Here is a 20,292-nt window from a genome sequence, read left to right as displayed (position 1 = left end):
CTCCTTAATAGTCGATTGGGTCGCGGATGATCGGGCAGGTCATGCAGTGGCCGCCGCCACGGCCGCGGCCGAGTTCACCGGCGCTGATGGTGATGACTTCCACACCGGCCTTGCGCAGCAAGGTGTTGGTGTAGGTGTTGCGGTCGTAACCGATCACCACGCCAGGCTCCACTGCGACCACGTTGTTGCCGTCGTCCCACTGCTCGCGTTCGGCGGCGAAGCTGTTGCCACCGGTTTCAACCACACGCAGGGCCTTGAGGTTGAGCGCTGCGGCTACGGTCTCAAGGAAGTTGGTTTTCTCGCGTTGGATATCGATACCGTGCGGCTTGCTTTCGTCAGGGCGCAGGGTGAACGGGACGATCTGGTTGACCACTTCGGGGAAGATGGTGACCAGGTCGCGGTCGCAGAAGCTGAACACGGTATCCAGGTGCATCGCCGCGCGGGATTTCGGCAGGCCGGCAACGATCACGCGTTCCACGGCTTTGTTTTTGAACAGGTTGCGCGCCAATTGGCCGATGGCCTGGTGGGACGAGCGTTCGCCCATACCGATCAAGACCACGCCATTACCAATCGGCATCACGTCGCCGCCCTCCAGCGTGGCGGCACCGTGTTCCTGGTCGGGGTCGCCGTACCAGATCTGGAAGTCCGCGTTGGTGAACTCAGGGTGGAATTTATAAATGGCGCTGGCCAACAGGGTTTCCTGGCGTCGCGCCGGCCAGTACATCGGGTTCAGCGTCACGCCGCCGTAGATCCAGCAGGTGGTGTCACGGGTGAACTGGGTGTTGGGCAGCGGGGGCAGGATGAAACTGGCGTGGCCGAGGAAGTCGCGGAACATCTCGATGGTTTTGCCACCAAAGCTGCTCGGCAGGTCATCCGCCGATACGCCGCCGATCAGGAACTCAGCGGTCTTGCGCGGCTCCAGGCTGCGCAGCCAGGAGCTGACTTCATCAACCAGGCCCAGGCCAACCGTGTTGGAGGTGATCTTGCGCGCCAGGATCCAGTCGAGCGCTTCAGGGATGGCAACGATGTCGGTCAGCAGGTTGTGCATTTCCAGCACATCAATGTCCCGCTCGCGCATCTTGGTCACGAAGTCGAAATGGTCGCGCTTGGCCTGGGCCACCCACAACACGTCATCGAACAGCAGTTCATCGCAGTTGTTGGGCGTCAGCCGCTGGTGGGCCAAGCCTGGGGAGCACACCATGACTTTGCGCAGTTTGCCGGCTTCGGAATGTACGCCGTATTTCACTTTTTCCGTGGTCATTACACATCCTCCAGAGAATACAATTACAGAGTCAGGAAGCCGTCGTAGAGCCCATATGCCGCCACCAGGGCGCCAATGACCACTGCGGCGAAAATCAGCTTCTCGACGTGGGTGAAAATCGGTTTGCCCAGTTCACGCTTGGCTTTGGCGAACAGGATCGCGCCAGGGGCGTAGAGCAGGGCGGAGAGCAGCAGGTATTTGGTGCCGCCGGCGTAGAGCAGCCAGATCGCGTAGATCAGGGCGACAGCGCCAATGAACAGGTCTTTCTTGCGTTCGGCCAGGGCGGTTTCGTAGGTTTCGCCGCGCACTGCCAACAGCAGGGCGTAGGCCGCCGACCACAGGTAAGGCACCAGGATCATCGAGGTGGCGAGGTAGATGAGCGACAGGTAAGTGCTGGCGGAAAACAGCGTGATCACCAGGAAAACCTGCACCATCGCGTTAGTCAGCCACAGGGCATTGACCGGCACGTGGTTGGCGTTTTCCTTGCGCAGGAACTCCGGCATGGTGTGGTCCTTGGCGGCGGCGAACATGATCTCCGCGCACAGCAGCACCCACGACAGCAACGCCCCGAGCAGCGAGATGATCAAGCCGACGCTGATCAGCACCGCGCCCCAGTGACCCACCACATGCTCCAGCACGGCGGCCATCGACGGGTTCTGCAGCTTGGCCAGTTCTGGCTGAGTCATGATCCCCAGGGACAGTACGTTCACCAGCATCAGGAACAGGAGCACCGTGATGAAACCAATCACGGTGGCCTTGCCCACGTCGGAACGTTTTTCCGCACGGGAGGAGAAAATGCTCGCGCCTTCGATGCCGATGAACACCCACACGGTGACCAGCATCATGTTGCGCACCTGGTTCATCACACTGCCCAGGTCCGGGTTTTTCACGCCCCAGATGTCCGCGGTGAAGATGTCCAGCTTGAACGCGAACACTGCGATCAACACGAACAGCACCAGCGGCACGACCTTGGCGACGGTGGTCACCAGGTTGATGAACGCCGCTTCCTTGATTCCGCGCAGTACCAGGAAATGTACGGCCCACAGCAGTACCGACGCACCGATCACTGCGGCCGGCGTATTGCCTTCGCCAAAGATCGGGAAGAAGTAGCCGAGGGTGCTGAACAGCAACACGAAGTAACCGACGTTGCCCAGCCAGGCGCTGATCCAGTAGCCCCAGGCGGAGGAGAACCCCATGTAGTCGCCGAAACCGGCCTTGGCATAGGCGTACACCCCACCGTCGAGGTCGGGCTTGCGGTTGGCGAGAGTTTGGAAGACAAACGCGAGGGTCAGCATGCCGATGGCGGTAATCACCCAACCAATCAACACCGCACCGACATCGGCGCTGGCGGCCATGTTTTGCGGCAGTGAGAAGATCCCGCCACCAATCATTGAACCGACGACAAGTGCAACCAGCGCGCCTAATCGAAGTTTTCCGGGAGATTCAGACATTGCATAACTCCAATGCAGGAGAAGAGAGACCACAGAATAATTCCGTGCGCTAATCAATCAGCTGACTCAGATCACTTCATTGGCACATTCCATTGTGAATTAATAACTTGGGGTGGAAAGCCTCAGGCGATATTTTTCCGCGCAAAGACGCTCTCCAGAGCGGCCCCTGCGTTTTGGTTAATCATTTAGTGTTGCGTAAGGACGTTTGAAACTAGACTGTTTTCTCGATTATGCAAACTTTTCGAAAATGCGACAGCAAGTAGCTTGGAAGCGACAACGTATTTGCCGTATTTAAATTATAAATAAGCTCAATCATACAAGCCGCCATGCCGTTGGGTTATGAGTGTGTTGTTTTTATCGCGGTCTCTAATAAACGTTATACTCGCTGAGTTAATTAGTTGAGTTTACGGCTGTCAGCTCAAGCTGTTATTTGTTCAGGAGTCCACATGTCCCAGCCGGCCCAGAAACTTCGACTCAGTGCTTTGATTGCCTTGGTAGTGGGCTCGATGATCGGTGGTGGGATCTTCTCCCTACCGCAAAACATGGCCGCGCGCGCCGAGGTTGGTGCCGTATTGATCGGCTGGGCGATCACCGCCGTCGGCATGCTGACCCTTGCCTTTGTGTTCCAGACCCTGGCCAATCGCAAACCCGATCTGGACTCGGGGGTGTACGCCTACGCCAAGGCGGGTTTTGGCGATTACATGGGATTCTCGTCTGCCTGGGGCTATTGGATCAGCGCGTGGATGGGCAACGTCGGCTACTTCGTGTTGTTGTTCAGCACCCTGGGTTACTTTTTTCCGGTGTTTGGCCAGGGCAACACGCCGGTGGCCATCGGCTGTGCGTCACTGCTGCTGTGGGCAGTGCATTTCCTGGTGATGCGCGGAATCAAGGAGGCGGCGTTCATCAACCAGATCACCACGGTGGCCAAGATCGTGCCGTTGCTGATGTTCATCGTGATCGCTGCCGTAGCGTTCAAGGCAGATATTTTCACCCGGGATATCTGGGGCCTGGGCAATCCGGACATCGGCAATGTGGTGGACCAGGTGCGCAACATGATGCTGGTCACCGTGTTTGTGTTTATCGGCATCGAAGGCGCCAGCGTGTATTCGGCGCGCGCCGAGAAACGCTCGGACGTGGGCCGCGCCACGCTGATTGGTTTCCTTGGCGTGCTGGCGTTGCTGGTGCTGGTGAATGTGCTGTCCTTGGGAATCATGAGCCAGCCGGAGCTCGCGCAGTTGCAAAACCCGTCCCTGGCCGGTGTGCTGGAGCACATCGTCGGGCCCTGGGGGGCGATGGCAATCAGCATTGGCCTGGCGGTATCGCTGCTCGGCGCCTTACTGTCCTGGGCGCTGCTCTGCGCGGAAATCCTTTACGCCACCGCCCATGACAAGACCATGCCGGCCTTCCTGAAAAAGGAAAATGCCAACCAGGTGCCGGTCAACGCGCTCTGGCTGACCAATGTGATGATCCAGGCCTTCCTGGTGATCACGCTGTTTTCCCACAGCACCTACACCACGCTGATTTACCTGGCCTCATCGATGATCCTGGTGCCTTACCTATGGTCGGCGGCCTATGCCGTGCTATTGAGCGGACGCGGCGAAACCTACGAAGGCGCTCACGGCCAGCGCATGAAAGACTTGCTGGTGGGCTTGATCGCCCTCGGCTATGCGGTGTGGCTGCTCTACGCTGGCGGCTTGAAGTACCTGCTGCTGTCGGCGCTGCTGTATGCACCGGGCGTGATCCTGTTTGCCCTCGCCAAGCGTGAGCAGGGCCAGCCCCTGTTTACCCACTTGGAAAAAGGCATTTTCAGCTGCGTGATCGCAGGCGCCGGGTTGGCGGCGTATGGGTTGTATAGCGGGGTGTTGTCGCTGTGAGACTGGCGTATCAGCCGCCTTATGACTGGGCGGCGATGGTGGGTTTTCTATCGGCGCGCGCTATCGCTGGGATGGAGACGGTCGAAGCCGGCCTGTACCGGCGCAGTATCAGCGTGAGCGGCCAGCACGGCTGGATCAGCGTGACGCCGGGGGCTGGCGATTGGTTGGACGTGGGGGTGGAGTTTCCAGAGGCTGCGGCGCTGCCTGAGATCGAACGGCGCCTGCGCAGGATGTTTGATCTGGATGCCCAGCCTCAGTTGATCAACGCGCAATTGGCGACGGACCCATTGATGGCGCAACTGGTTGCAGCGCGTCCCGGCCTGCGCGTGCCGGGCACTTGGGATGGCCTGGAACTGGCGATTCGGGCAGTGCTGGGCCAGCAGATCACGGTGGTGGCCGCGATTCGTTTGGCGGGCAAGCTGGTGGCGCAATACGGTCAGCCGCTGGATACGCCGCACGCCGGTATCACGCATGTTTTTCCCACGCCCGAGGTATTGGCGGCGGCGGACCTGGCGACCCTGGGCATGCCCAAGGCGCGCGGGCGCACGTTGTCGGGTGTCGCACAAGCGTTGCTGGATGATCCTGAAGTGTTCGAACCCAAGGCCAGCCTCAAGGAAGGCGTGGCACGGCTGGTGGCCTTGCCGGGGATTGGCGATTGGACGGCGCAGTACATCGCGATGCGCCAGATGCGCGAGGCGGATGCGTTTGCGACGGGGGATATCGGCTTGATCAATGCGCTGGCAGCCTTGGAGGGTGGGCCGGTTTCGGCGCGGCAGTTGGGTGGGCGGGCTGAGGCTTGGCGGCCGCTCAGGGCTTATGCGGCGCAGCATTTGTGGACGTCGTTGCAACGGTCAGATTGATAGTGTCTGTACTGGCCTCATCGCAGGTCAGGTCACCACTGCGGCCGGTGCGACCCCAATTCCCCAGCCGCCAAATCCCACTGCAACGGCGTGCCGCTGAGGGTCAGCGGCGCCAACAACCGATGAGCCTGGCCCCAGGCTGTTTGCTCCGCCACCAAACCCTGATCGCTCAATTCCTCGGCACGCAACGCCGGTTGCTCCGGTACCTGTCCCGCCTCCACCAACAGCTTCGCCGTACGCGCCAACGACAACCGCGCCGAACCGCCACGCCCGGTTTTCAGCCGCTCACTCAATGCTTGAATCGCACTGGCCGCCATCAAATACCCGGTCGCGTGATCCAGCGCCTGCAACGGCAGCGGCACCGGTTTATCCGATTGTTTCCAGGCCATGCCCGCGTCGGCAATCCCGCTGCTCATTTGCACCAGGCTGTCGAAACCCCGGCGATTTCGCCACGGGCCGCTCCAGCCGTAGGCGTTGAGACTCACGTCGATCAGGCCGGGGGTGAGGGTTTGCAGTTCGTTGGCGGTGTAACCCAATTGCTCCAAGGCGTCGGCACGGTAGCCGTGGAACAGAATGTCGGCCTCCTTGAGCAGGCTTTCGAAAATCCGGCGGTCTTCGGGGGTCTTCAAGTCGAGACGGGCACAGCGTTTGCCGAGGGTCATTTCCGGTACTACGCCGGGTTCGTTCCAGGTCGGCGAGTCGATACGCAGCACGTCGGCGCCCAGGCCCGCGAGAAAACGACTGGCCACGGGGCCGGCCAGCACGCGAGTCAGGTCCAGCACCTTGATGCCCGCCAGTGGCCGCGTCACCGAGCCGAGCCAGGGTTTGTCGGCGCCGGTTTCAAAGGTCTGGCGCTGCACCAGGTCTTCAGCATTCACCGCCAACCCTTGCGGATGCCCTTGCCAGGCCTGCCAGGCACGCATCTGCGCCGCACAGCCACCTTCATCGACAATCGCCTGTTCCAGTTCAGCGGCGCTCCATGGGGCAACGCGGGCAGCCATCTCGGCACGGTCAGTGACGTTGCCCAACACTCGCTCGGCGGCGGCACGGTGATGGGGGGCGTTGGTGTGCAAGCGAATCCAGCCATCGGCGCTGGCATAGTCACCGGCTACCGGGTCCCACAGCGGCGGCACTTGCCAGCCCACCGGGCGAATCGAGGATGAAAACCAGAAAGAGGCGAGGCGCCGGTCCACGCTGATGCCGGGCAAGCGCCCGGTCTGTTGCTGGATCAACTGGGCCACGGCCTGGCCGGCAGCGCCGATACTGGCGCTGGCCAGCTCGGTCACGGCGAAGGTCGAGGGCAGGGCGCCGGCTTCGGTAAAGGTCAGGGGCGTTTGCGGTAGGTTGAGTGCAGCTTGGATGGGAGTCAGCAGGTCAGTCATCGAAGGCCCTCCGTAAGAGAAGGGCCACTATAAGAGATGATCAGCCCGGTGTGACAACCCCAGGCACCAACGGCAGGTCGATGCTGGCGATAAAGCCACCCTCTGCATGGTTGGCCAGAATCAGGCTGCCACCGTGGCGTTCGGCGGCGCGACGGGCAATCGCCAGGCCCAGGCCGTGGCCTTGTGCTGTTTGGCCGGGAGCGCGATAGAACGGTTCGCCCAACTGGCTCAAGTATTCGGCTTCAACGCCGGGGCCGTGGTCGCGCACGCTGATCAGGATGCGCTCGCCCAGGCGCTGGGCCTGCAACTCGATCGGCAATCCCGGCGGGTTAAAGCGCTGGGCATTGCGCAGCAAGTTATCCACAGCACGTTCGATCATGGTCGGCCAGCCCTTGAGGTGCAGGTCGGTGTCGGCGATCAGGTTCACTGCTTGGTCCGGCGCACCGAGTTGCGCGTCTTTCTGCAGGGTCTTGAGCAGTGGGTTGAGGTCGACGTCTTCGGCGCTGGCATTGTCGGCGTCGACGCGGGCCAATACCAGGATTTCGCTGATCAGCGCTTCCAGTCGATCGCATTCGCGGGTCAGGCGTGGCCAGAGTTTTTCCCGCTCTTCGGGGGTGGCGCGTTCGGCCAGGGCCAGGGCGATGCGCAAGCGGGCCAGGGGCGAGCGCAGTTCGTGGGACACGTCCCGCAGCAATTGGCGCTGACTGCCGATCAGGCTTTGCAGGCGTGCGCCCATGCGGTTGAAGTCGGTGGCCAACACGCCGAACTCATCGCGCCGGTTAGCCAGTTGCGCCAAGCTGTTTTGCTGGTAGGTGGCCTGGCCGAGGTCATGCACTGCACCGCGCAGACGGCTGAGCGGGCGAGTGATGGACAACGTCACCAGCAGGCTGAACAGGGTCAGCACTATCAGCGCAATCACCAGTGCACTCAACGGCCACGTCAGGCTACTGCGGTGCCATTCGTCCAGTTCCGGGTGCGGGATGCGGTAGATCAACAGGTAGGTGTCGCCGGTTTTTTCGCTGGTGTATTCGGCAGTCAGGCGGCGCCAGGGCAGGTGGCCGTCCTGGCTGTCATTCTGGCGGGCTTCGAAGGCGGCGGCGCGACGTGGGAAAGTACCGCGCACCACCGGGTCGCCACTTTCGTTGAGCACTTGCACGTCGATGTGGTACTGGCGTTTGCGCTGTTGCAGCAGATCCTGCGCAGCCTCCTCACCCTGGGCTTCGTAGAGTTGGGTCCACTCTTGCGCCAGGTTATTGAGGCCGGGGTGACGGCTGAGAATCCAGGCATCTTGATTGAGCATGTGCCCAATCAGGATCGACAACCCGGCAACCAGGGCGATGGCCAGCCAGAAACTGGCCAGGATGCGCCAGAACAATGAACGCACAGGAAACCCTCAAACAGGAAAAGCCCAGTGGCGGGGGCCACTGGGCTGGGAACGTTAACGCGAGGGCATTATTGCGCTTTTTGCGGTTGTTGCGCTTTCCAGGCTTGGAATTCCTTCCATTCGGCACGACGCTGTTCTTGCTTCTTGACGATCTCGTCGAACTTTTTCTGCTGGTCAGGCTTGAGTACCGCGCGGATATCGGCCTGGGTTTTCTGCTTGCCGGCGGCGATTTCGTCCTGCATGGCTTTCTGGTCAGCGGCTGGCAGTTTGTCCAAGTACTTCTTGGTCAGGTCTTTGCGAGCGTGCCATTGGTCGCCCATCAGTTTGCCGATTTGCTGGCGCTGTTCCTTGCTCAGGTCCAGCTGGCTGAAGGGGCCGCCTTTGCCACGCGGACCGTGTTCACCGCCGTGGCCCGGGCCACCCATCATGTGACCTTCCGGGCCACCCATCGGCCCTGGGCCTGGGCCTGGGCCTTCTGGCATTGCTGCCATGGCAACGGTCGGCAGGGCAGCGGCGAACATCAAAGCGATAAGGGTCTTGCGCATGGTGATTCTCCTGTCTCTATTCCGGTGATTCCGGATGTGAGTAGATTACGGAGATCAAGGTCAGCGGCGGTCAGGTGTGGGTAAAGCTTCGGTAAAGAGGATTTTGTCGGTAACTGACAAAACTATCAGCGCTGGGTGTATCGCCTGTGGGAGCTGGTTTGCCTGCGATGGGATCGGCTCGGTATCACAGATGCACCGAGTCGATCCCATCGCAGCCTCGCTAAAGCTCGACAGCTCCCACAGGGTTAGCGCTTAGAGGCTGTAATAGTAACCACGGCTACGCAACGCCACGATCCGCGGCCGGCCATCCGGGTGCGGGCCGATCTTTTTGCGCAGGTTGCTGACGTGCATGTCCAGGCTGCGATCGTAAAGGGTCAACTTGCGGCCCAGGGCGATCTGCGCCAGTTCCTGTTTGTCCAGCGGCTCGCCGGGCTGGCGTAGCAGGGCTTCCAGCAGACGACTTTCGGAGACGGTGAGGGTGAATTCCTGTTCATCGATGCTGACCACGCCGCGCACCGGGCTGAAGCACAAGTCGCCCAGTTCCAGCTGTGAGGACACGGCGGCCGGGTGGCTGCGGCGCAGAACGGCGCGCAGGCGAGCGGTAAGCTCGCGTGGGTCGCAGGGTTTGGCCAGGTAATCGTCGGCGCCCAGTTCCAGGCCGAGGATGCGGTCCAGGGGTTCGCCGCGGGCCGAGAGCATCAGCACCGGCAGCTCCGGGTGGTCGTTGCGCAATTGCTTGAGCAGCTCCAGCCCGCTGCCGTCGGGCAGCATCACGTCGAGCACCACCGCTGCCGGGGCGCTGTCGGCCAAGGCTTTGCGGGCGCTCAAGCCGTCATGGCAGGCGCGCACCTGGAAGCCTTCCTGGCTCAGCCAACTGGTCAGCAGCTCGCAGAGCTCCTGGTCATCATCTATCAGTAACAGCTCGCTCATGACTCACTCAATTTAGCCATTGTCGACGGCGACGGTGCCCACCGCTGGCGAAGATCCCGCACAGCAGGGCGATCAGAGCGACGGCCCCTCCGGTGACAAACCATTGCTGTTGCTCGGTCAGCCAGCGGTTCAAGGCGCCGCCCTGTGAATCTTTGAGTTGCTGGGCCAGGCGTTGGTTCTCTTGGCGAAGGCGACTCAATTGGGCGCTTTCGCGGGAGGCATCCGCACTTTGCAGCTGCTTGCCCAGTTCTTCACGCTGGCGTTCGCTTTCTTTCAAACGTTGCTGCAACTCGGTGATCTGGGCGCCGGCACTCAGGGACAGGGGCGTGGAACTGCCGGTGTTCGAGGTTTCTTCAGCGTGGGCCGTAGCCCCGATCATTAACACTACCAACAGACACAACTGACGTAAGCGCATCGGAACTCCTGATTCCACACGAATATTCAGAACGTTGTCGGCAGGTTACCCAGAATAATGAGCAATTAGGAGCGCGCCGAACTGAAATGGTTCGGCGCGACCTGAGTCAAGGCAGGACTTGCTTGAACGGCTTGATCACGACGTCAGCGTAAACGCCTGCTGCAACATAAGGATCGGCCTTGGCCCAAGCCTGGGCATCGGCCAGGGAGGCGAACTCGGCGACGATCAGGCTACCGGTGAAACCGGCATCGCCCGGGTCATTGCTGTCCACTGCCGGATGCGGGCCGGCCAATACGATACGGCCTTCGGCTTGCAGCTGTTTGAGGCGCTCGACGTGAGCCGGGCGCACGGAAAGGCGCTTTTCCAGCGAGTTGGCAACGTCGGTAGCAATGATGGCGTAGAGCATGTCAGTCCTCGGTTTTTGGCGTGGTAGGGTCGGTGTCATGCAGATGGCGCGACAGGTAAATACCCTGGGCAACCAGGAACAGCACGGTCATGCCAAGGCTGCCGAAGACTTTGAAGTCGACCCAGTAGTCCTGGAAGGTGAACGCCACGAACAGGTTGGCAGCACCGCAGAACAGGAAAAACACGATCCAGGCCACGTTCAAACGCACCCACACCGGCTCCGGGAGGGTCAGCGCATGGCCCATGATCCGCTTGATCAGCAGGCGGTCACCGATGAAGTGGCTGCCGATGAACGCGAGGGCGAACAGCCAGTTCACCACCGGGGCTTTCCATTTAAGGAAGGTTTCACTGTGGAAGGCCAGGGTCAGGCTGCCGAAGACCAGGCACGCGACCAAGGTCAGCCATTGGCTTTTTTCCAGTTTGCGCTGGGAGATGAAGAGGGCGCCGTAGACCACGAGGGAACTGATGATAAGCACGGCGGTGGCGCTGTAGATGCCCCCGAACGTCAGCTCATGGCCGGCCAGATCAATGACCCTGGGGTCGAGTTTGTAAACGATGAAAAACAGCAACAGCGGGATGAAGTCGATGAATTGTTTCACAGTAAGAGCCAGAAGCTGGATGTGGCGGCATAATAACAAACATCCTTGGTAGCGAAAGCGCCAGCTGACTTGAGGTTACAAAGCCCCGTGAATGTTGATTTGCACTGCCACAGCACGGCCTCCGACGGCTCCCTGGCGCCTGCGGTACTGGTTGCGCGTGCGTTTGAAAAAGGCGTGCGAGTCCTTTCGTTGACCGACCACGACACCCTCGAAGGGCTGGACGAAGCCCGCGAAACCGCGCACGCGCTGGGCATGCAGCTGGTCAACGGCGTGGAATTGTCCTGCACCTGGGGCGGCGCCACCATTCATGTGCTTGGCTACGGGTTTGATCAGAAAGCCCCGGCACTGGTGCAGGCCATCGCTAATTTGCACGATGGCCGTTGGCTGCGGTCCGAAGAAATAAGCCGAAAACTCAGCCTTAAAGGCATGCCCAATGCCCTCGACGGCGCCCGCGCCATCCAGCAGGAACTGGGCGACAGCGGCAACGCACCGGCCCGGCCGCATTTTGCCGACTGGATGGTACGTGAAGGTTTTGTTAAAGACCGTGCCGAAGCCTTTCGCAAATGGCTGGGCGCCGGCAAGTTGGGGGATGTGAAGTTGCACTGGCCGACCCTGGAAGACACCGTCGAGACCCTGCGCGCCTCCGGGGCCTGGGTCAGCCTGGCGCACCCTTGGCATTACGATTTCACCCGCAGCAAGCGCCGCAAGCTGATCAGCGACTATATTGGTGCGGGTGGTCACGCGATTGAAGTGGTCAACGGGCATCAACCCGCCGAACAGGTGGGCAGCCTGGCGATTCTTGCTCGCGAATTTGGTCTGCTGGTCAGTGCCGGCAGTGACTTTCATGGCCCAGGCGGCTGGTCCGAGATCGGCGAGTATCGCCAGGTCCCGGAGGATTTGCCGCTCTTGTGGGGGCGATTCAAGCATGACCCCATTATTGCCACCGTCTGAACAGGTAGAACACGTGAGTCAATTTTTCCAGATTCATCCGGAAAACCCCCAGGCGCGCCTGATCAAACAGGCCGTCGAGATCATTCGCGCCGGCGGCGTGGTGATCTACCCAACGGATTCGTCCTACGCTATTGGTTGCCAGATCGGCGACAAGGGCGCGGTAGAACGTGTAAGACGCCTGCGTGACCTGGACAAGAACCACAACTTTGCGCTGATCTGCAGCGACTTGTCCCAACTGGGGCTGTTCGCCAAGGTCGACACCGGCACCTTCCGCCTGCTCAAGGCTCACACGCCTGGACCCTACACCTTCATTCTCAACGCCACCCGCGAAGTGCCGCGCCTGCTGCTGCACCCGAAGAAACGTACCATCGGTCTGCGCGTGCCGGAGCATCCGATTGCCCTGGCGCTGCTGGCCGAGCTGGGTGAGCCACTGATGAGCGTGTCGTTGATCATGCCCGGCGACAGCGAACCGCTGGAAGACCCGTACGAAATGCGCCAGCTCCTGGAAAAACAGGTGGACCTGATCATCGACGGCGGCTTCGGCGGTGGCAAAGCCTCTACGGTGATCAACCTGGCCGACGGCGAACCCGAGGTCATCCGTGTGGGTTGCGGCGACCCTGCTCCATTTATGGTTGAGGCCTGAATGTCGTCTGTGGAAACCGTCGACAGCCAGGCCGGCGCCCAGCAGGAACTGCCATTTGCAATGGTGTACGGCCAGGCCGTGCTGGAAATGCCGCTGGACTTGTACATCCCGCCGGACGCCCTGGAAGTCTTCCTTGAAGCCTTCGAAGGCCCGCTGGACTTGCTGCTCTACCTGATCCGCAAGCAGAACATCAACATCCTCGACATCCCGGTGGCGGAAATCACCCGTCAGTACATGGGCTATGTAGAGTTGATGCAGTCGGTGCGCCTGGAACTGGCCGCCGAGTACCTGGTGATGGCCGCCATGCTTGCCGAGATTAAGTCGCGCATGCTGCTGCCGCGCTCGGAGACGGTTGAGGCCGAAGAAGACGACCCGCGCGCCGAACTGATCCGTCGCCTGCAAGAGTACGAGCGCTTCAAGGCGGCCGCCGAAGGTATCGATGGCTTGAGCCGGGTGGGCCGCGACGTGGTCGTGCCCAAACTCGACGCGCCCGAGGCCCGCGCGCGCAAGTTGCTGCCGGACGTGAGCCTGGAAGAATTATTGATGTCCATGGCCGAGGTACTGCGCCGTGGCGATATGTTTGAAAGCCACCAGGTCAGCCGCGAAGCGTTGTCGACCCGCGAGCGCATGAGCGATGTGCTGGATCGCCTCAAAGGTGGCGGGTTTGTGCCTTTTGTCGAACTGTTTACGAAAGAAGAAGGGCGCCTGGGGGTGGTGGTGACTTTTATGGCGATCCTTGAATTGGTCAAGGAATCCTTGGTCGAGCTGGTCCAGAATGAGCCTTTTGCGGCTATCCACGTGCGGGCGCGAGCCGAATAAAGAGCTGAATCGATGAATCTGACTGAACCCCGCGAACTGGCGCCGCTGCTGGAGGCCTTTCTCCTGGCCTCGGGTAAACCGCAATCCCTGGAGCGCTTGTTCGAACTCTTTGAAGAAGCCGAGCGCCCTGAGCCGCCGGTGTTCAAGAAGGCGCTGGAGATATTGCGCAAATCCTGCGACGGCCGTGCCTTTGAACTGCGCGAGGTGGCGTCGGGTTATCGCCTGCAGATCCGTGAGAAGTTTTCCCCGTGGGTTGGGCGTTTGTGGGAAGAGCGCCCGCAACGTTATTCGCGGGCAATGCTGGAAACCATGGCGCTGATCGCCTACCGCCAGCCCATCACCCGGGGCGAGATCGAGGACGTACGTGGCGTGGCGGTCAACAGCCATATCGTCAAGACCTTGCTGGAGCGCGAGTGGATCCGCATCGTTGGCTACCGTGACGTTCCCGGCAAACCGGCGATGTTTGCCACCACCAAGGTGTTCCTCGACCACTTTAACCTGAAAAACCTCGACGACCTGCCGCCGCTCGCCGAACTGCGCGAAATGGAACCCGACCCGGTGCTGGACTTCGACGACGCCCCCGTGCCCGCCAGCCTGCAAGAGTTGGCGGATGCCAGCGCCGAGCCGGAAGAACCGAAGGACGAGACCAGTTTCCACACGTTGTTGCTTGAGCTGGACGACATGGAGCAGGGCATCAAGACCGACTTCGACGACCTGTTGCGTGATGGCGCGGCAGAGCCTGAAGCCCAAGTGAACGTGGACGTTGAGCCCGAGGTCGAACCTGAATCCGAGCCTGAGCCCGAAGAAGATGTCCTCGGCGTGGCCGAAGCCCGCGAGAAACTCCTGGCCGCCGTCGCCGCCCTCGAACAGCCGCCGCTGAGCGACGAAGAAGACGAAGCCAGGGCCCTGGCCGAAGCCATCGAGAACGAGCGCCGCGAGTTTGAAGACTAACGCGATCCGCCAGGCCCGCTCCCACATTTGATTATTGTTGCCAGGGAGAAATCATATGAGTTCAACCAAAGACCCCTGCATCAGCGTCTGCAAATTCAGCGACGACATCTGCCTTGGCTGTGGCCGCAACAAGCGCGAAATCCGTGCCTGGAAGAAACTCGACAAGGTCGACAAGCGCACAGTGTTGGCCGAGGCCGAGCTCCGATTGCTGGCCCTGGGCGCCACCGGTCGGCGGAAAAGCAAATGACTTGGGCCATATCGACTAGTCTCTGATGCGCAACGCGCGTCATGCGCGTATGATTCGCGACCCTTTGCCGAGCTATTCGGCCAAAGCCCCGCTTTCAACACTCTTCAGGCCACGCCTGAATCGACCCACCGGGAGGTGCTTAAGATGAACGACAAAGACCAGAACGACAGCCAGGAAATCGGCCCAGCAGGTGAAAAACTGCAAAAGGTGCTGGCGCGTATCGGCGTGGGCTCGCGCCGCGACGTCGAAGCCTGGATCACCCAGAAGCGCATCAAGGTCAACGGCGTCGAGGCTACCCTCGGCCAGCGCGTCGACCTGCACGATGCAATCACCATTGATGGCAAGGTCATCAAGCGTGAAGAGGCCGCCGAATCGGTGCGCCGCGTGATCATGTACAACAAGCCCGATGGCGAGATCTGCACCCGTGACGACCCGGAAGGCCGTCCGACCGTGTTCGACAAGATGCCTAAGCCGAAAGAAGGCCGTTGGATCAACATCGGTCGTCTCGACATCAACACCACCGGCTTGCTGATGTTCACCACTGACGGTGAATTGGCCAACCGCCTGATGCACCCGTCCTACGAGATGGACCGCGAATACGCTGTGCGTGTGCGTGGCGAAGTCGATGACGAGATGATCGAGCGCTTGAAAGCCGGCGTGGTGCTGGAAGACGGCCCGGCCAAGTTCACCGATATCAAGCAGGCCCCAGGCGGCGAAGGTTTCAACCACTGGTACCACTGCGTGGTGATGGAAGGCCGTAACCGTGAAGTGCGTCGCCTGTGGGAATCCCAGGGCCTGGTGGTCAGCCGCCTGAAGCGCGTGCGTTTCGGCCCGGTGTTCTTGAACTCCGACCTGCCGATGGGCCGCTGGCGCGAAATGAGCCAGTACGAAGTCGACATCCTCAGCGCCGAAGTCGGCCTGACGCCAGTCGCGATGCCGCAGATGAACGCCAAGAGCAAAGACAAGCTTGAGCGTATGCAGCGTAAATCGTCGCGTCCGGTTGCTCGTACCGAGCGCGTTGCCCGCACCCTGCGCCCTGCGCTGAATGCACCGGCTACCGGCGGTCGTATTTCCCGTGAGCCGCAGATCGAAGGCGAGCGTCGTCCGACCGCGCCATCGCGCCAGGAAGGCGAGCGTGCTCCACGCACGCCGCGCCCAGCTCCGGCCGGTGGTCGCAGCAATCGCGGTGAAGCGGATCGCCCCGCCGACAACGCCAGCACCAAGCGTCCAGCCAAGCCGGCGGCAAATAAGCGCCCCGGCCCCAAACTGGTCGCGGACGAGCCGTCGGGCAAGCGCCGTGGCGCCCCGGCCGGTTCGGGTCAGCGTCCTGGTTTTGGTCGCAAGAAGCCGCAGTGATTTGCTAAGCGCTGCATAAAAAAACGCCAACCTTCGGGTTGGCGTTTTTTTTGGTCTGAATTTGAAATGCGTTCAACTGTGGGAGCTGGCTTGCCTGCGATGGCATCACTGCGGTCTGTCTGATAGACCGAGGTGTCTGCATCGCAGGCAAGCCAGCTCCCACATTTAGAGCCTCAGCGTTCATGAGGTCAGTGGTTAGAACGCAAACCTGCCATCAAACACCGGCTTGTCATCCAGCGCCAACACCCCGCTGGCAAAGATCAGGTCCAGGTGATGGCTGCCTTTCTGCCCACCCCCCAAGCCCAAATGCAACCCACAATGGCGCTCCTCAAACCCGGCATTGCGCGCATACAAATCCTTGACCCCTTCATTGGTCCCAATCCCTAATTCCTCCACGCGCCGGTTGGACGGGTTGGCATTCAGGTACTTGTTGAAGTCATCGGCCAACCCCGGCACCTCACTGGCTACGCTGCAGACGGTCGAGTTCTCGATCCACAGCTCCAGCGGTGATTGCAGCACGCCATATTTGCGTGCAAACGGGATGGTGCTGAGAAAGGTGCCGACAAACCGCACCTGGCCATTGATGGCTTCGCTGTGGGTCGCGATCTCGCCGGGTGCCAGGTCGTGGTTGCCGATGCCGTTGATATTGGTCCACTTCTTGATGCTGCTCAGCGGCGCCTCCAGCCGCGAGCCGTGCTTGTCGGTGAAGCTCAACACATTGGCCTGGGACATGCGTCGGATCAGTGTGGCGTTGAGGTCGGCGATGCGCTGCGGCTCGACGCTGAAGGTGTCGTAGAAATAGTCGCCGTAATCCTTGAACAGCAGGGATTTCTTCCAGTGCTCGGCCATCACGCCCTGCAGGGTGCGGATAAAGTCCGGGCCTTCGGCGCGTGGATTGGGCAAGGTGGAGGAATCGTAGAGGAACAGGTACAGGTCGCAGGTTTCGATGGCCTGGGCGAGTGTGTCGCTGGCCGCCAGGTCCAGGCGCTGCACCTGAAAGTTGAAGCGGGCGGCGCTGCTGTGGGTGATCGCCTGGGCAATGGCGTCGTAGCGCTCGGTATGGCCCAGTAACACGGTGGGACGATTCAGGCCGCTGAGGGCCGGGTGGTGCGCAAGGTAGTAGAGAAAGTGTTCGACGGCGCGGGCCTTGTCCATGACGTACATCCTATTGTGCCTTGGGTAAGGGTGGCAGGTGCCGTGCACAGCACCTGCCGGATACCTGCCGATTTTTAGAAAGGCCACATCGCGGTGCCGAACGGCACGACGGCATCGGCTTGCATCATTTTAACGGCGGCCTCATGGGTCGGCGCTTCAAACCAATCGTCGAGTTGCAGTTCGGTTTCCAGGTCGTTTTCCAGTGCTTGCATGGTGTATCTCCTAGAGGACGTTGTTTGAGAACGGCTTGCCAACGGGCTGCGCTGGGCAAGTGGAATGAACCTAGGAGAGCCTGTTTCAGAATGCAAAATATTTATTGACACGGTTCCAATTACACAATTTTTTCTATTTAGGGCCATTAGCTTTTTTTTCATAAAAAACAGCAGGCTGATCATGAGGATTTGTAAGAAGTTTCCCACCGCCAATTTTCCGTGAGTTCACGCCTGTAACGTAGATTTTCCGCGCTGTAACGATTATTTGACGATAAAGTCGCGCGCTTGTTGAGCGGTGAAACTGTGTAAGAAATGCCTGACAGATCGTCGCATGCACCGTTGCGGGGCGGCCCCAAGCTGTCGAGCGGTGTACAATCCGCCGCGTTTTACTGTGACGCCCCTTGCGTACCCACGCAAAAGGCCAAGACCTCAGGGTTATCGACCCTGATCACTCCGCCCGGCCACGAGCCAGACGGGTTCGATTTCGTCACAGATAAAAATAAACAGGTGACGCATGACCGTTAGAAAGACGCTGTATTCCTGGTGCCTGCGCTGGGGTTTGAGCAGCGCTGCTTGAGTCGAGATTCAAGGCAGCAACGTGCATTCAACATCATCAAACCTTGCGTGAGACCCTTTTCATGAGTGGACCCCATTCCTCTTCAGGCGAGCTGAAACGCGGCTTGAAAAATCGGCATATCCAGTTGATCGCCCTCGGCGGCGCCATCGGCACCGGCCTGTTCCTGGGCTCTGCCGGGGTGCTCAAATCCGCCGGCCCTTCGATGATCCTGGGTTATGCCATCTGCGGCTTCATTGCCTTCATGATCATGCGCCAGCTCGGCGAAATGATCGTTGAAGAGCCGGTCGCCGGCTCCTTCAGTCACTTTGCCCACAAGTACTGGGGCGGTTTCGCTGGCTTCCTGTCGGGCTGGAACTGCTGGATCCTGTACATTTTGGTGGGCATGTCGGAGCTGACGGCTGTCGGCAAATACGTGCATTACTGGTGGCCGGAGATTCCGACCTGGGTCTCGGCGGCGGCGTTCTTCGTGCTGATCAACCTGATCAATCTGGCCAACGTCAAAGTCTTTGGTGAGGCTGAGTTCTGGTTCGCCATCATCAAGGTGGTGGCTATCGTCGGCATGATCGCCCTGGGCAGCTACATGCTGGTCAGCGGCAGCGGCGGGCCGCAGGCTTCGGTGACTAACCTATGGGCGCACGGTGGGTTCTTCCCTCACGGCGTCGGCGGTTTGGTGATGGCCATGGCGATCATCATGTTCTCCTTCGGTGGCCTGGAAATGCTTGGCTTCACTGCCGCCGAAGCGGACCAGCCACGCACTGTGATCCCGAAAGCGATCAACCAAGTGATCTACCGCATCCTGATTTTCTACATCGGTGCGCTGGTCGTGCTGTTGTCGCTGACACCGTGGGACAGCCTGCTGACAACCCTCAACGCCTCGGGCGATGCCTACAGCGGCAGCCCGTTCGTGCAGGTGTTCTCGATGCTAGGCAGCAACACCGCCGCGCATATTCTTAACTTCGTGGTCCTGACGGCGGCGCTGTCGGTGTACAACAGCGGCACTTACTGTAACAGCCGCATGCTGCTGGGTATGGCCGAACAGGGTGATGCGCCCAAAGCACTGGCGAAGATCGACAAGCGCGGCGTACCAGTGCGCTCTATCCTCGCCTCGGCGGCGATCACCCTGGTGGCGGTGTTGATGAACTACCTGATCCCGCAACACGCACTGGAACTGCTGATGTCTCTGGTCGTGGCGACGCTGGTGATCAACTGGGCGATGATCAGCTTCTCCCACTTCAAGTTCCGCCAGCACATGAACCGCACCGGTCAGGTGCCGTTGTTCAAGGCGTTGTGGTACCCGTACGGCAACTATGTGTGCTTGGCGTTCGTGGTGTTTATCCTGGTGATCATGCTGATGATTCCAGGGATTCAGGTGTCGGTGTTCGCGATCCCGGTGTGGGTGGCGTTTATGGCGGTGTGCTACTGGATCAAGAATAAGCGCAGTGCCCGTGTGGTCGCGAGCACAACGCGGACAGTTTTGGAGTAGGACCTTTCCGCAAATAGAAAACCCGGCACCTTGCCGGGTTTTTTGTTTGCGGCAGCAGGTTAGAATCGCCCCTCGTTTTTTCCAGCGCTCGCCCGGAGGTCCCATGCAACACACCGACATCGACGGCGGCGCTTTACAGCGCTTTGATCTGGAAGACCTCATCGACCAGCACGGCGGGCCCTTACGCCTGATCGGCGTCGACCTGAGTGGCGCCGATCTGTCGCGCATGGTGCTGGATCACTGGGTGCTTGAACGCTGCATCCTCGTCCAGACCTCCTTCCTCGGTTCGCGCCTGGAAGGTACCCAGTGGAAAAGCTGTCGGGCCGGCCACGCCATATTTGAAGCGGCAAACCTACTGGAGGCGCAGTTCCACAGCTGCGACCTGAACAACACCCGCTGGCAGCGCAGCAAGCTGTCCCAGGCGAGCTTTGAACACTGCAAGTTGACCGGGGCCAACTTCACCCATTGCGCTTCCCTGGGCCTGAGCTTCAGCGAGACTCGACTGAACAGCGCTTTCCTGTCCGGGCTGTCGTTTGCGCGCACCGTACTGAATAACCTGGACTTCTCCGACAGCGATTTGTCGGACGCCGACTTTCGCAAGGCCGAACTGATCGACTGCAGCCTCGCCCACGCCCGTATCAACGGTGCCAATTTCGCCGGCGCCGATTTGCGCGGTGCGGATTTAAGCGGTTTCCGTCTCAATGATGCCAAACTGTTCAAAGGCGCTGTGATTTCCAAAGCCCAGGCCTCGATGTTGTTGTCCGAGTTGGGCTTGTCCGTTGCGTAAGGGTT

Annotated in this window: 21 protein-coding genes; 10 read left to right on the top strand and 11 right to left on the bottom strand. The window is 60.4% G+C overall.

All coding sequences use genetic code 11. The features are described from left to right. Positions 1-4: 4 nt before the first annotated feature. Together arcA and arcD (AB4O35_RS28400) are read right to left on the bottom strand one after the other, a co-directional pair. Positions 5-1,261 (bottom strand): arginine deiminase, encoded by a 1,257-nt coding sequence (gene arcA, locus AB4O35_RS28405; RefSeq protein ID WP_065881016.1) that lies wholly within the window; start codon positions 1,259-1,261, stop codon positions 5-7. Between the two features lie 23 nt (positions 1,262-1,284). Beyond that, positions 1,285-2,712 (bottom strand): arginine-ornithine antiporter, encoded by a 1,428-nt coding sequence (gene arcD / locus AB4O35_RS28400; RefSeq protein ID WP_065873584.1) that lies wholly within the window; start codon positions 2,710-2,712, stop codon positions 1,285-1,287. Between the two features lie 446 nt (positions 2,713-3,158). On the opposite strand from arcD (AB4O35_RS28400), the gene arcD (AB4O35_RS28395) reads away from it, so the two are divergent. Together arcD (AB4O35_RS28395) and AB4O35_RS28390 are read left to right on the top strand one after the other, a co-directional pair. Continuing rightward, positions 3,159-4,586, top strand: a complete 1,428-nt coding sequence (arcD, locus tag AB4O35_RS28395) for an arginine-ornithine antiporter (protein WP_065873583.1) — start codon at positions 3,159-3,161, stop codon at positions 4,584-4,586. Continuing rightward, on the top strand, positions 4,583-5,446 hold the full coding sequence (locus AB4O35_RS28390; protein WP_065873582.1) for a DNA-3-methyladenine glycosylase family protein: 864 nt from the start codon (positions 4,583-4,585) through the stop codon (positions 5,444-5,446). Before arcD (AB4O35_RS28395) ends, AB4O35_RS28390 begins: the two co-directional genes overlap by 4 nt. Before the next feature lie 32 nt (positions 5,447-5,478). Here AB4O35_RS28390 and AB4O35_RS28385 read toward each other — a convergent pair whose 3' ends face one another. From AB4O35_RS28385 to AB4O35_RS28355, 7 genes are all read right to left on the bottom strand, one after another. Beyond that, a complete protein-coding gene (locus AB4O35_RS28385) occupies positions 5,479-6,828 on the bottom strand; it encodes a CoA transferase (protein WP_065873581.1) in 1,350 nt (449 codons plus the stop codon). A 40-nt stretch (positions 6,829-6,868) separates the two neighbouring features. After that, complete coding sequence (locus AB4O35_RS28380; RefSeq protein ID WP_065873580.1) at positions 6,869-8,212, bottom strand: sensor histidine kinase; 1,344 nt, start codon at positions 8,210-8,212, stop codon at positions 6,869-6,871. A gap of 68 nt (positions 8,213-8,280) precedes the next feature. Further along, the gene (locus tag AB4O35_RS28375) at positions 8,281-8,757 is read right to left on the bottom strand and encodes an LTXXQ domain protein (protein ID WP_065889933.1); all 477 of its coding nucleotides are present in this window, start codon (positions 8,755-8,757) and stop codon (positions 8,281-8,283) included. Between the two features lie 252 nt (positions 8,758-9,009). Further along, a complete protein-coding gene (locus AB4O35_RS28370; protein ID WP_049711772.1) occupies positions 9,010-9,687 on the bottom strand; it encodes a response regulator transcription factor in 678 nt (225 codons plus the stop codon). Positions 9,688-9,694: 7 nt separating this feature from the next. Further along, entirely contained in the window at positions 9,695-10,102 is a 408-nt protein-coding gene (locus AB4O35_RS28365) for a translation initiation factor 2 (RefSeq protein ID WP_065873578.1), read from the bottom strand. 106 nt (positions 10,103-10,208) lie between these two features. Continuing rightward, complete coding sequence (locus AB4O35_RS28360) at positions 10,209-10,508, bottom strand: YciI family protein (protein ID WP_015885584.1); 300 nt, start codon at positions 10,506-10,508, stop codon at positions 10,209-10,211. A gap of 1 nt (position 10,509) precedes the next feature. After that, the gene (locus AB4O35_RS28355; protein WP_065873577.1) at positions 10,510-11,106 is read right to left on the bottom strand and encodes a septation protein A; all 597 of its coding nucleotides are present in this window, start codon (positions 11,104-11,106) and stop codon (positions 10,510-10,512) included. Positions 11,107-11,193: 87 nt separating this feature from the next. Between AB4O35_RS28355 and AB4O35_RS28350 the strand changes: the two genes are divergently transcribed. From AB4O35_RS28350 to rluB, 6 genes are all read left to right on the top strand, one after another. Then, positions 11,194-12,057: a PHP domain-containing protein gene (locus AB4O35_RS28350; protein ID WP_065945859.1), complete on the top strand. Its 864-nt coding sequence runs from the start codon at positions 11,194-11,196 to the stop codon at positions 12,055-12,057. 13 nt (positions 12,058-12,070) lie between these two features. Beyond that, positions 12,071-12,700, top strand: a complete 630-nt coding sequence (locus AB4O35_RS28345; RefSeq protein ID WP_065873575.1) for an L-threonylcarbamoyladenylate synthase — start codon at positions 12,071-12,073, stop codon at positions 12,698-12,700. A 120-nt stretch (positions 12,701-12,820) separates the two neighbouring features. Continuing rightward, entirely contained in the window at positions 12,821-13,519 is a 699-nt protein-coding gene (locus AB4O35_RS28340; RefSeq protein WP_175403020.1) for a segregation and condensation protein A, read from the top strand. Positions 13,520-13,531: 12 nt separating this feature from the next. After that, complete coding sequence (scpB, locus tag AB4O35_RS28335; protein WP_065873573.1) at positions 13,532-14,470, top strand: SMC-Scp complex subunit ScpB; 939 nt, start codon at positions 13,532-13,534, stop codon at positions 14,468-14,470. Positions 14,471-14,525: 55 nt separating this feature from the next. After that, a complete protein-coding gene (locus AB4O35_RS28330) occupies positions 14,526-14,717 on the top strand; it encodes a DUF1289 domain-containing protein (protein ID WP_065873572.1) in 192 nt (63 codons plus the stop codon). A gap of 144 nt (positions 14,718-14,861) precedes the next feature. Beyond that, complete coding sequence (gene rluB, locus AB4O35_RS28325; RefSeq protein WP_015885577.1) at positions 14,862-16,073, top strand: 23S rRNA pseudouridine(2605) synthase RluB; 1,212 nt, start codon at positions 14,862-14,864, stop codon at positions 16,071-16,073. A 195-nt stretch (positions 16,074-16,268) separates the two neighbouring features. On the opposite strand, the gene AB4O35_RS28320 is transcribed toward rluB, so the two are convergent. Both AB4O35_RS28320 and AB4O35_RS28315 read right to left on the bottom strand, forming a co-directional pair. Further along, a complete protein-coding gene (locus AB4O35_RS28320) occupies positions 16,269-17,228 on the bottom strand; it encodes a M29 family metallopeptidase (protein ID WP_065889927.1) in 960 nt (319 codons plus the stop codon). Positions 17,229-17,302: 74 nt separating this feature from the next. After that, on the bottom strand, positions 17,303-17,440 hold the full coding sequence (locus AB4O35_RS28315) for a hypothetical protein (RefSeq protein WP_175403017.1): 138 nt from the start codon (positions 17,438-17,440) through the stop codon (positions 17,303-17,305). A 638-nt stretch (positions 17,441-18,078) separates the two neighbouring features. Between AB4O35_RS28315 and AB4O35_RS28310 the strand changes: the two genes are divergently transcribed. After that, positions 18,079-19,500 carry an amino acid permease gene (locus AB4O35_RS28310; protein ID WP_065873569.1) on the top strand — a complete coding sequence of 474 codons (1,422 nt, stop codon included), beginning with the start codon at positions 18,079-18,081 and terminating at the stop codon, positions 19,498-19,500. Between the two features lie 103 nt (positions 19,501-19,603). After that, positions 19,604-20,287 (top strand): pentapeptide repeat-containing protein, encoded by a 684-nt coding sequence (locus AB4O35_RS28305; RefSeq protein ID WP_065873568.1) that lies wholly within the window; start codon positions 19,604-19,606, stop codon positions 20,285-20,287. Positions 20,288-20,292: the final 5 nt, after the last annotated feature.

Source organism: Pseudomonas sp. H1_A03 (assembly GCF_054685145.1).
Note: the sequence above shows the minus strand (reverse complement) of the source record. Positions and strands in the feature narration are given on the sequence as shown.

Excerpts from the sequence above, each read along its gene's own strand:
- arcA (WP_065881016.1), bottom strand. The coding sequence starts at position 1,261 with ATGACCACGGAAAAAGTGAAATACGGCGTACATTCCGAAGCCGGCAAA.
- AB4O35_RS28330 (WP_065873572.1), top strand. The coding sequence starts at position 14,526 with ATGAGTTCAACCAAAGACCCCTGCATCAGCGTCTGCAAATTCAGCGAC.
- AB4O35_RS28360 (WP_015885584.1), bottom strand. The coding sequence starts at position 10,508 with ATGCTCTACGCCATCATTGCTACCGACGTTGCCAACTCGCTGGAAAAG.
- AB4O35_RS28310 (WP_065873569.1), top strand. The coding sequence starts at position 18,079 with ATGAGTGGACCCCATTCCTCTTCAGGCGAGCTGAAACGCGGCTTGAAA.
- arcD (WP_065873583.1), top strand. The coding sequence starts at position 3,159 with ATGTCCCAGCCGGCCCAGAAACTTCGACTCAGTGCTTTGATTGCCTTG.
- AB4O35_RS28320 (WP_065889927.1), bottom strand. The coding sequence starts at position 17,228 with ATGGACAAGGCCCGCGCCGTCGAACACTTTCTCTACTACCTTGCGCAC.
- scpB (WP_065873573.1), top strand. The coding sequence starts at position 13,532 with ATGAATCTGACTGAACCCCGCGAACTGGCGCCGCTGCTGGAGGCCTTT.
- AB4O35_RS28315 (WP_175403017.1), bottom strand. The coding sequence starts at position 17,440 with ATGCAAGCACTGGAAAACGACCTGGAAACCGAACTGCAACTCGACGAT.
- AB4O35_RS28365 (WP_065873578.1), bottom strand. The coding sequence starts at position 10,102 with ATGCGCTTACGTCAGTTGTGTCTGTTGGTAGTGTTAATGATCGGGGCT.
- arcD (WP_065873584.1), bottom strand. The coding sequence starts at position 2,712 with ATGTCTGAATCTCCCGGAAAACTTCGATTAGGCGCGCTGGTTGCACTT.
- AB4O35_RS28385 (WP_065873581.1), bottom strand. The coding sequence starts at position 6,828 with ATGACTGACCTGCTGACTCCCATCCAAGCTGCACTCAACCTACCGCAA.
- rluB (WP_015885577.1), top strand. The coding sequence starts at position 14,862 with ATGAACGACAAAGACCAGAACGACAGCCAGGAAATCGGCCCAGCAGGT.
- AB4O35_RS28370 (WP_049711772.1), bottom strand. The coding sequence starts at position 9,687 with ATGAGCGAGCTGTTACTGATAGATGATGACCAGGAGCTCTGCGAGCTG.
- AB4O35_RS28305 (WP_065873568.1), top strand. The coding sequence starts at position 19,604 with ATGCAACACACCGACATCGACGGCGGCGCTTTACAGCGCTTTGATCTG.
- AB4O35_RS28375 (WP_065889933.1), bottom strand. The coding sequence starts at position 8,757 with ATGCGCAAGACCCTTATCGCTTTGATGTTCGCCGCTGCCCTGCCGACC.